A 9,104-nucleotide genomic window follows, 5' to 3' on the forward strand; every position below is an offset into this window, starting at 1 on the left:
TCGGCAGAGGTGCTGAAACGGCGTGCGGACGGCAGGAAGGGCTGCGATACGGGAACCATGTCGATGCAGTCGACGGGACATGGGGTAACGCACAAGCCGCAGCCGGTGCATTCGTCGCTGATGACGGTGTGCATCAGTTTGGATGCTCCCATAATGGCATCGACAGGGCAGGCGCGGATGCAGGCGGTACAGCCGATACAGACGGCTTCGTCAATCAGGGCTACGGCTTTGATTTGTGTTTTTGCCGGAGCGAGGTAGGGCTTGCCCAATAGGTCGGCAATGTCTTTCATGACGGTTTCCCCACCCGGCGCGCACAGGTTTACCGGCGCTTCCCCTGCCGACAGGGCGCGCGCATAGGGTAAGCAGCCTTCATAGCCGCACTCACGGCATTGGGTTTGCGGCAACAGGCGGCTGATGCTTTGGATGGGAATGGTCATCATGGATAGTCAAAATCGAAAAGGCGCATTATATCAGATTGTTGCGTTTGTTTTGGCGAAACCCGCTTTGCTTATTTTAGTGAAACTCTCCACGCTTGTTTTGGGAAACTCGTTACAATCGTTTTGGCGAACTCGCTACACTCGTTTTCAGACGGCCTGAGTCGGGTTTGCGTTATAATTTTGAAATGGATTTATTCGGGTAATTAGGAATGACGGCTACACTTTGCCCCTGTCAGTCGGGGCGCGTTTATGCGGAATGTTGCGCACCGTTTCATGCGCGTGAGGCGGCGGCCTCGACGGCGGAAGAGTTGATGCGTTCGCGTTACAGCGCGTATGTTTTACAGGAAATCGACTATATCGTGGACACGACTGTCCCTGCGCAGCAGAATTTGTTGGACAAGCAGGATTTGGCGTCATGGAGTAGACAGACGCAGTGGTCTGGATTGAAGGTTATCCGTCATGTGCCGTTTGGTAAGCTGCATGCTTTGGTCGAGTTTGAGGCGTATTTTGAGGAGAACGGGCAAACTGAGTGCCATCATGAATTGTCGGCGTTTGTGAAAATAGACGGGCGTTGGTACTTTATTGATCCGACCGTTGCCTTGCCGACGATGAAACAGCCTTGTTTGTGTGGCTCGGGCAAAAAGTTTAAGGCGTGTTGCGGACAGTTTTTCAAATAGTAGTGTAAACAGGCCGTCTGAACGTTCAGACGGCCTGAGCTGTTTTTTCAGATAAAAAAAACCATTCATACTAAGGGAGAAGTATGAATGGCCAATACATTGCGGGAAAACGTCTTACTTGCTGCACCGCCCAAAAGGGATGAAAGAGCGGTGTTGTGTCAGCGATTAATATTCTACCGTTTTTAGTATTAAATGCTGTTAAGAAGTGAAATAATTTCAATAAGTTGCAAGATAATCGTGATTTTTTGAGGATGAACGGTATTTTTACTGATTTTCTCGAATCCATTTTACCCATTGCTGAAACAGCTCGGGTTGCAATGCGGCGATGACGGAACGCTTGAATACATGTTCGCCGCTCCAAAAATCGTCGCCCTCCAAAGTGGTCAGACAGCCGCCGGCTTCTTCAAAAATCAATGCGCCGGCAGCGTAGTCCCACAGCTTTTGTCCGCCGTGGATGTAAATATCGTAGCGGCCGCTGGCAAGGTAGCACCAATCGAGCGTGCTGCTGCCCATGCTGCGGATTGTGCCGAATGGGGCAAGGGTGTTCATGCGGCTGGCGAGTTTGCCCGAACGCAGGTATTTGATTTCTACGCCGGCAATGGATTCGTTGAGTTTTTTGTTTTCGGAGCGCAGCGGCAGCGGCGTGCCGTTGAGGAATGCGCCTTTGCCGCGTTCGGCATAGAAACATTCGCCGCTGACCGGATTGTAAATCACGCCCAATTCGGCGTGGCCGTTTTTAACCAGCGCGACGGATACAGCAAAATGCGGCAAACCGTTGACGAAGTTGTTTGTGCCGTCGATGGGGTCGACAATCCACAGGCCGTCTGAATGTTCGTTCCACAAACGGGTTTGCTCCTGAGCGCTCATCTCCTCGCCCAACATCGGGCAATCCTCCAATAAGGGCAGGGCGGCGGCAAAAGCGGTTTGTGCGGCCAAATCTGCTTCACTCAAAACCGAGCCGTCTTCCTTGCGTCGTGACGGCGTGTTCAGAAAACGCGGCATGACTTCGGTTTGGGCGATGTGGCGGACGACTTTCTGTAAACGGTATAGCACGGCGTATCCTTGTTTTTTGCAGTTTTGCGTGACAGTGGATTAAAATTCGGGAAGTTTTCAAATTATAGTGGATGAAATCGAAATCAGGCAGGAGCATGTCGCCGTGTTTCAACTTCATTCATGAAATTTTAAATTTAAATTATATACATGAATAAAGCAGGAAACCATGCCCCGATTTTATGTTGATTTTGCCTTAATTCCAGACAGCGTGGTCGAATTGCCCGATAATGTGGTGCGCCATCTAAATGTATTGCGCGTGAAAAACACGGAAGAAATCGTGTTGTTCAACGGCAATGGCAAGGCATATCCGGCTTTGCCCGAAGTTTTGGAAAAACGCCGCGCCAGCGTGCGTATTCTGCGTGAAGAGGCAACGGACAACGAATCGCCGCTGAACATTACGTTGGTACAGGCGGTATCCGCCGCCGAGCGCATGGATTTTACTTTGCAGAAAAGCGTGGAATTGGGCGTGGCAGAAATTCGCCCGGTCATCAGCGAACGCTGTGTCGTCCGCTTGAGCGGCGAACGCGCTGAAAAGCGGGTGGCACGTTGGCAGGAAATAGTCGTTTCGGCGTGTGAACAAAGCGGCCGCAATATTGTGCCGAAGGTTTTGCCACTGACGACTTATGCACAGGCTCTGCAGCAGTTGCCGCAGGAAACAACCAAACTGTTAATGAGCTTGAACCGCGCACAAAAACTGGGCGATGTTCGGCCGCAATCCGGCAAGGTCGTGTTTATGGTCGGCCCGGAAGGCGGCTGGACGGAGAAGGAAGAGCAGCGGGCACTTGATGCCGGTTTTCAATCCGTTACGCTTGGCAAACGGGTGTTGCGTACCGAAACCGCCTCACTTGCGGCCATTGCCGCCATGCAGACGCTTTGGGGCGATTTTGCATAAAGTTCAGGCCGTCTGAAAACGAGCGTAGCGAGTTTCGCTAAAGCGAGCTGTTGCTTCATGAGATAAAAATGGGAGTTTAAAAAATGTCTTACACCTTTACACTGGTCGAGCACGAGCTGGAAGCGGAATTGAAAAAGTTAATCGTGCAAGAGGCCGATAAGGCCGACGATGTGGATATGGATGATTTCACCGACGATGCACTTTTGTTTGGCGATGACAGTCCGGTCGGTTTGGATTCGCTTGATGCGCTGCAAATCAGCGTTGCCTTGCAACAGTATTTCCAAGTGCGTCTGCAGGGCGACCGGATGGTGCGCAAACATATGATGTGCGTACGCGATTTGGCGGCGTTTATCCGTGCGGAGCATGGCGCGTGAGTTGGGTTTGCGGTACGGCGGCCACTTCTGCCTTTAATCCGCAAACGGATTTCAGACGGCCTGATGCGGTGTCTTATACGTTTTTAAACCAACCGCAGCAGGCTGCTTATTTTCGTGCATTCGCCGACGACAGTTTAGGGCGGAAGGAATTTGCGGATATCGCCGAACAACATTTGCACCGAGCTGCCGAAAATGCAGGCTGGCTGTCTGAAAGTTGGCATGATGCGCCGGTGTTTATTGGTTCCAGTTCCTATTCCATCTCCGAATATGAAAACCGCCATGTTGCGGGCAATAGGGCGGTAGAGGAACACAATCTGCTTTATCTTGCCGAAGATTTGCGCCGGCGTAGCGGCAATCGGCAGATTTTCAGTTTCGCTACTGCCTGCACTTCATCCGCCCATGCGCTGATTCAGGCGGATTATTATTTGCGCGGCGGGGCGGAGCGTGCCTTTGTGCTTGGTATTGAAAACCTCAACCGGCTGACTTTGCTGCATTTTCACAGCTTGGGTTTGCTGGCCGAACAGTATCAGCCTTTTGGCGGAAACGGTTTGATTTTAGGCGAAGGTGTTGCCGCGCTTGCCTTATCTTCCGCTGCTCCTGAATCTTCAGGCCGTCTGAAACTTATAGGACACGCTGCCAATACAGGCAATGACCTGATTCAAAGCGATGGCCAAGCGCAAGAGCAAGTGATGCGACGTGCGTTAGATATTGCAGGCATCGCTCCTGAAAGCATTGCGGCCGTTAAAACACACGGCATCGGTACGGCTGACAGCGATGGCGCCGAATTGGCCGCACTGGAAAATATATTCGGTACGCTGCCGCCTCTAATGGCGTTCAAACCGCAAATCGGACACACGCTTGGCGCCACGGCAGCCCTTGAAACAGCCCTGCTTTTATCCGCTTTAAAACAAGGCGGAAGCAGCGATTATCAGGGGCAGGAAATTCGTTTTTCCGAGTGCGCGGCTTCACAAAAAGGCGGCTTTTTCTGTTTGGCCAATCAGTTTGGCTTTGGCGGCAGCAACACATCTTTGGTATGGCAATGGCAACCGTAAATCCTAATATCCGTATTACTGCCGCTGTGCGTTTTGATACTGACGCCGGCACCAGCGGAAAAATCCTCAAACAAACCTTAAAGCAGCAAAGCGGTATAGATACCCGCCGCCTCAGCCGTTTGAGTTTGATTGCCGCGCTTGGTGCAGGGCAACTGAAGGAACAAAGCGAAATCCGTCCTGATTGCGCTGTTTTTCTCGGTACGCCGTTTTCTTCGCCATCCGTATTTGAAAAAATGGCAGACAATGTGCTGAACCATCACGCCGCGATGCCGTTTGACTTTATTGCCAACCTACACAATGCTCCCGTTTTTCATGCCGCGCGAGCGTTAGGAACGCATGGTGCAACTTTGGTTGTTACTGCCGACAACAATGTAGATACCTGCTTTCATCCATTATCTCTGGCGATGCAGTCTTTGCAAAATGGCGGACAAGCTGCGGTTGGTTGGGCATATGAACATCAAGCAGCTCATGCCGATACTCATGAAGGCAGTATTTGGATTGTGCTTGAAGCCGGTGCAGAGCAGGGTGTTCCCGTTGTGTTGAATGATGAAGGTACTCAGACTGATAGGCCGTCTGAAAATCCGCAATATTATTGGCAAAATATCGCCGATTGGATAGAAGCAGTAATGGCGCACGAGGGTAGGGTTGTAAAGAAATGTACTTTGGCGTGATCGGCAAATGATTAGTATTTGTCTTTTGAATAAATAAGGTTTGCACCATTAAAAAGGCCGTCTGAAAATATTTTCAGACGGCCTTTTTGTATCAAAAACCAATCAACGAGACATCTCGCCTTGAATAGCGCGGATATTCGCTTGACGGGCGTTGATGGTACGGGTCAGTTGTTGGATTTTAATCTGATCGCCTTTTTGTTTGGCCGCGTTCAACTGGGTTTGAAGGCGGGTAATGGCAGCCTGTTCATTGCGTACTTCGGTCTGCAATATCTGTTTGCGGGTTTCTTTAGGGCTTGGCTTAGGAGCCGGCGTAACCACAGGAGCAGTACGGATAACAGGGGCTTTGTATTTGCTGTATGAAGAAGCGCGTGATTTGCCCGGACGGTTGCGCAAGATAATATTCAGACGCGGATTGGCGGCTTCGGCTGTGTTGGTTACGCTGGTAATCGGAATATGGGGCAGAATTTTGATATCGTTGTAAACATTGCTTGGATCAAACGGAATATTAGCAGCCGGTGTATATGCCTTAGGGAAAGGTGTTTGCGCAGATATTTTGCTTTGATCTACCGGGGAAACCGTTGTAGCAGGTTTATTTGGTACATTTAATTCTACTGTTGGCGCAACAACGGTTTTAATCGTTTGTTCGTTAGCCGTGTTTGCGACAGTTGTTTTACCAGTATTGGTGTTTTTTGTATTCTGTCGGGTTGAGGTTTTGGTATAGGCTTTACCTTTACGCTTGGTTTCAACTTTGATAGGTGTTTTGTCAATTGCTTCATCTGAGGCAATTACGGTTTGGTTATTTTGTTTGGCCGTAGTTCTATCAGGTGTTTGGGGTGAAACAACAGGATTCTGAATAATTGTTTGAGGGATTTGAATCGCAGATGTTGTTGGAAGGGTTTGCGTAATAGGGGCAGGAGTATTGTTTGGAGTTTGATCAGCCATAGTTTGAGGCTGTGCAGTAGCAGGCATGACGTTGAGAACGTCGGTAGTGTCAATTTCAGACTTTATTGTAGGGGTAGTGTCTAAAACAGCTGTATCGCTGAGAATGGCAAGGCCGTCAGCAACATTTTTGTCAATTTGAGAAGTTAGACGTGCTTGTGCCATCGGAATGGAAATAGGTGCGGGAATACCGTATTCATTTCGAGCAACAACGACTGGGGTTTGTACCGCGGACGTTGCTTGAGAAGCATGAACGTAGTCAGCGGCAGATGTTTTAAATTCTGTTGTTTGTACCGTTTTTAAAGCAGACATATCGTTGATAATAGCAGAACCATTTGTAACGGATTTATTAGTTGGTTCAGATTCAGTAAATACGTTAGGTTCTGCAACAGTGCTGCTCTCTGTGGTGGTGTTTGTGTCAACTACGCGGCAGGTATTGTTGAGTGGGTATGAAGCATAAACAGAGATGCCTTCAACATTGCAGACATACTCGGCAGCGTTGGCGGCGGCGGGGAGGGCCAGGCTGAGGGCAATGGCGGTTTTGCAGAAAAACGGTTTCATAAAGGCAATAGAATCAGGTTGTTTGTTTAAAGTGTAATTATACTATGTACACTGTCAGCATCCGCCAACTTATTTTTAGGCGGTGTAAAACTGTGGCTGAAAGGTTGAAAATTGGAATAAAAGGTCTTAGGCCGTCTGAAACTTGTTATATAAAGTTTCAGACGGCCTTTGTTGTCATAGTGGATTAAGCGTTTAACAGGCTTTCGTCCAATGTCAGCTCTTCGTTTTTATTGACGGCTACTTTGCGTGCCAAAACGTTTTGGGCGATTCCGTGTGCTTCGGCAAGAGAGTGCATCAGGTAAGTACCGCATTGGTATTCGTTCAGTTCGGGGATTTTGCTTTGGTCTTGAACGGTCAAAACATCCTGCATTGAAGCGAGCCATGCGTCGGCTACTTTTTGCTCGTCGGGCGTGCCGATGAGGCTCATGTAGAAACCGGTGCGGCAGCCCATCGGTGAGATATCGATGATTTCAACGCCGTTGCCGTTTAAGTGATCGCGCATAAAGCCTGCGAACAGGTGCTCCAGCGTGTGAATGCCTTTTTCAGGCAGGATTTCTTTGTTGGGAATGCAGAAACGCAGGTCAAACACGGTAATAGTGTCGCCTTTGGGCGTGGTCATGGTTTTTGCCACGCGTACGGCAGGGGCATGCATACGGGTGTGGTCAACTTTGAAACTGTCTAGTAGGGGCATTTGGGTGTCCTTTGAGGTAAATAGATTTTTAGCTAGGGATATTTGAAGACTGAATCACAATTCCGCAATCTCAACTGCTTCGCCCGAAGCCTCACTCAGTGCTTCGTTTAAAACGTCGTAGAAATCGCGGCTGTCGCGCGTTGCCAGCCATTTGCCGTTTTGCTCGGCGAAATGGTAGCCGCCGCTTTTGGCGGCAATCCACAATTCTTGGTTGGGCGTGTGGCGGTTGACGATGATTTGCGTGCCGTCTTCGGCTTCGATGGTCAGTACGTTTCCGGCAAACTGGCAGTCGAAATCCCAGCCGTTTTCGTCGATTTGGTCTTCGATGTGTTCGAACAATTCTTCGCTCATGCGGATGAATTCGCTTTCGGTCATCATGGCTTTTTGTGTGGTTTTTGTTTAAGATACCGAATCTTGCCACATTCGTAATGATGAAGAAAGTTTTACTGATGAAATACGGCGTATTTTTTGCAGCAGCAACGGCTCTGCTGCTCTCTGCCTGCGGCTACAAAGGCGATCTCTACCTGCCCAAAGAAGGCGACAAGGCGCGCTTCGGCGTGATTCAAACCGGCTTGAAATTCGATACGGCAAAAGAGCCGACCACTCAAACCAACGATTAAAAAAGACTTCACAAACATGACCTTATCCTGCGAACAAATCCCTTATTCCCACCTTGCCGAAGAGTTTGGTACGCCGCTTTATGTGTACAGCAAATCTGCGCTGACCGAGGCGTTTGAAAACTACCAAACCGCGTTTGCCGCTTTGAATCCGCTTGTCTGCTACGCGGTTAAAGCGAATAGCAACTTGAGCATCATCAAGCACTTTGCTTCTTTGAGGAGCGGTTTTGACATTGTGTCCGGCGGCGAGTTGGCGCGCGTTTTGGCGGCCGGCGGCGATGCGGCGAAAACGATTTTTTCCGGTGTGGGTAAGAGTGAGGCAGAAATCGAGTTTGCGCTGAATGTCGGCGTGAAATGCTTCAATATGGAAAGCATCCCCGAAATCGACCGCATTCAAAAAGTTGCCGCGCGTTTGGGTAAAGTCGCCCCGGTTTCCCTGCGCGTCAATCCCGATGTCGATGCCAAAACCCACCCTTATATCTCCACCGGTTTGAAAGCCAATAAATTCGGTATTGTCTATGCCGATGCGCTTGAGGCCTATCGTCATGCTTCCCGACAAAGCCATTTGAAAATCGTTGGTATCGACTGCCATATCGGCTCGCAACTGACCGACCTCAGCCCGCTCATCGAAGCCTGCGAACGTATTTTGGCCTTGGTCGACCAACTGGCAGACGAAGGCATTGTGTTGGAACACTTGGACTTGGGCGGCGGTGTCGGCATTGTTTACCAAGACGAAAATGTGCCTGATTTGGGAGCGTATGCCCAAGCCGTTCAAAAACTGATCGGCACACGCCGTCTGAAACTGGTCCTCGAGCCAGGCCGTAGTTTGGTTGGCAATGCAGGTGCGTTGTTGACGCGAGTCGAATTCGTCAAACATGGCGAAGAGAAAAACTTTGTGATGGTTGATGCAGCGATGAACGATTTGATGCGTCCGGCGCTTTATGATGCCTATCATCACATCGAAGCGGTCGAAACCAAAGACATTGAGCCTCTGACGGCCAATATCGTCGGCCCGATTTGCGAAACCGGCGACTTCCTCGGCAAAGACCGCACCATCGCCTGCGAAGAAGGGGATTTGCTGCTTATCCGCAGCGCCGGTGCGTATGGCTCAAGCATGGCGAGCAACTACAACACGCGCAA

12 protein-coding genes are annotated in these 9,104 nt (G+C 49.9%); 7 read left to right on the plus strand and 5 right to left on the minus strand.

The window, feature by feature from the left end; genetic code table 11:
• Positions 1-440 (minus strand): RnfABCDGE type electron transport complex subunit B (locus ACTHSP_RS14400; RefSeq protein ID WP_440346326.1); only part of this gene is annotated, 440 nt, incomplete at its 3' end.
• A gap of 206 nt (positions 441-646) precedes the next feature.
• Here ACTHSP_RS14400 and ACTHSP_RS14405 point away from each other — a divergent pair.
• Complete coding sequence (locus ACTHSP_RS14405) at positions 647-1,114, plus strand: YchJ family protein (RefSeq protein ID WP_440346327.1); 468 nt, start codon at positions 647-649, stop codon at positions 1,112-1,114.
• Positions 1,115-1,378: 264 nt separating this feature from the next.
• On the opposite strand, the gene ACTHSP_RS14410 is transcribed toward ACTHSP_RS14405, so the two are convergent.
• Entirely contained in the window at positions 1,379-2,167 is a 789-nt protein-coding gene (locus ACTHSP_RS14410; protein ID WP_070606136.1) for an inositol monophosphatase family protein, read from the minus strand.
• A 166-nt stretch (positions 2,168-2,333) separates the two neighbouring features.
• Between ACTHSP_RS14410 and ACTHSP_RS14415 the strand changes: the two genes are divergently transcribed.
• From ACTHSP_RS14415 to ACTHSP_RS14430, 4 genes are all read left to right on the plus strand, one after another.
• The gene (locus tag ACTHSP_RS14415) at positions 2,334-3,059 is read left to right on the plus strand and encodes a 16S rRNA (uracil(1498)-N(3))-methyltransferase (RefSeq protein ID WP_440346328.1); all 726 of its coding nucleotides are present in this window, start codon (positions 2,334-2,336) and stop codon (positions 3,057-3,059) included.
• Positions 3,060-3,142: 83 nt separating this feature from the next.
• Complete coding sequence (locus ACTHSP_RS14420; protein WP_314513719.1) at positions 3,143-3,433, plus strand: phosphopantetheine-binding protein; 291 nt, start codon at positions 3,143-3,145, stop codon at positions 3,431-3,433.
• Positions 3,430-4,485: a beta-ketoacyl synthase N-terminal-like domain-containing protein gene (locus tag ACTHSP_RS14425; RefSeq protein ID WP_314513728.1), complete on the plus strand. Its 1,056-nt coding sequence runs from the start codon at positions 3,430-3,432 to the stop codon at positions 4,483-4,485. The genes ACTHSP_RS14420 and ACTHSP_RS14425 overlap by 4 nt, the downstream gene beginning before the upstream one ends.
• On the plus strand, positions 4,467-5,156 hold the full coding sequence (locus ACTHSP_RS14430; RefSeq protein WP_314513721.1) for a hypothetical protein: 690 nt from the start codon (positions 4,467-4,469) through the stop codon (positions 5,154-5,156). Before ACTHSP_RS14425 ends, ACTHSP_RS14430 begins: the two co-directional genes overlap by 19 nt.
• Before the next feature lie 102 nt (positions 5,157-5,258).
• On the opposite strand, the gene ACTHSP_RS14435 is transcribed toward ACTHSP_RS14430, so the two are convergent.
• From ACTHSP_RS14435 to cyaY, 3 genes are all read right to left on the minus strand, one after another.
• Positions 5,259-6,656: a hypothetical protein gene (locus ACTHSP_RS14435; RefSeq protein ID WP_314513722.1), complete on the minus strand. Its 1,398-nt coding sequence runs from the start codon at positions 6,654-6,656 to the stop codon at positions 5,259-5,261.
• A 184-nt stretch (positions 6,657-6,840) separates the two neighbouring features.
• Positions 6,841-7,347: an S-ribosylhomocysteine lyase gene (luxS, locus tag ACTHSP_RS14440; protein ID WP_314513724.1), complete on the minus strand. Its 507-nt coding sequence runs from the start codon at positions 7,345-7,347 to the stop codon at positions 6,841-6,843.
• Between the two features lie 54 nt (positions 7,348-7,401).
• Positions 7,402-7,725 carry an iron donor protein CyaY gene (gene cyaY / locus ACTHSP_RS14445; protein ID WP_254322258.1) on the minus strand — a complete coding sequence of 108 codons (324 nt, stop codon included), beginning with the start codon at positions 7,723-7,725 and terminating at the stop codon, positions 7,402-7,404.
• Between the two features lie 50 nt (positions 7,726-7,775).
• Here cyaY and lptM point away from each other — a divergent pair, with 50 nt between their 5' ends.
• Both lptM and lysA read left to right on the plus strand, forming a co-directional pair.
• Positions 7,776-7,967, plus strand: a complete 192-nt coding sequence (gene lptM / locus ACTHSP_RS14450; protein WP_003684659.1) for an LPS translocon maturation chaperone LptM — start codon at positions 7,776-7,778, stop codon at positions 7,965-7,967.
• 16 nt (positions 7,968-7,983) lie between these two features.
• A partial coding sequence (lysA, locus tag ACTHSP_RS14455; protein ID WP_440346329.1) for a diaminopimelate decarboxylase occupies positions 7,984-9,104 on the plus strand: 1,121 nt, incomplete at its 3' end.

Source organism: Neisseria sp. P0001.S005, from assembly GCF_051963715.1.

Excerpts from the sequence above, each read along its gene's own strand:
- ACTHSP_RS14405 (WP_440346327.1), top strand. The coding sequence starts at position 647 with ATGACGGCTACACTTTGCCCCTGTCAGTCGGGGCGCGTTTATGCGGAA.
- ACTHSP_RS14415 (WP_440346328.1), top strand. The coding sequence starts at position 2,334 with ATGCCCCGATTTTATGTTGATTTTGCCTTAATTCCAGACAGCGTGGTC.
- ACTHSP_RS14435 (WP_314513722.1), bottom strand. The coding sequence starts at position 6,656 with ATGAAACCGTTTTTCTGCAAAACCGCCATTGCCCTCAGCCTGGCCCTC.
- ACTHSP_RS14420 (WP_314513719.1), top strand. The coding sequence starts at position 3,143 with ATGTCTTACACCTTTACACTGGTCGAGCACGAGCTGGAAGCGGAATTG.
- ACTHSP_RS14430 (WP_314513721.1), top strand. The coding sequence starts at position 4,467 with ATGGCAATGGCAACCGTAAATCCTAATATCCGTATTACTGCCGCTGTG.
- lptM (WP_003684659.1), top strand. The coding sequence starts at position 7,776 with ATGATGAAGAAAGTTTTACTGATGAAATACGGCGTATTTTTTGCAGCA.
- cyaY (WP_254322258.1), bottom strand. The coding sequence starts at position 7,725 with ATGATGACCGAAAGCGAATTCATCCGCATGAGCGAAGAATTGTTCGAA.
- luxS (WP_314513724.1), bottom strand. The coding sequence starts at position 7,347 with ATGCCCCTACTAGACAGTTTCAAAGTTGACCACACCCGTATGCATGCC.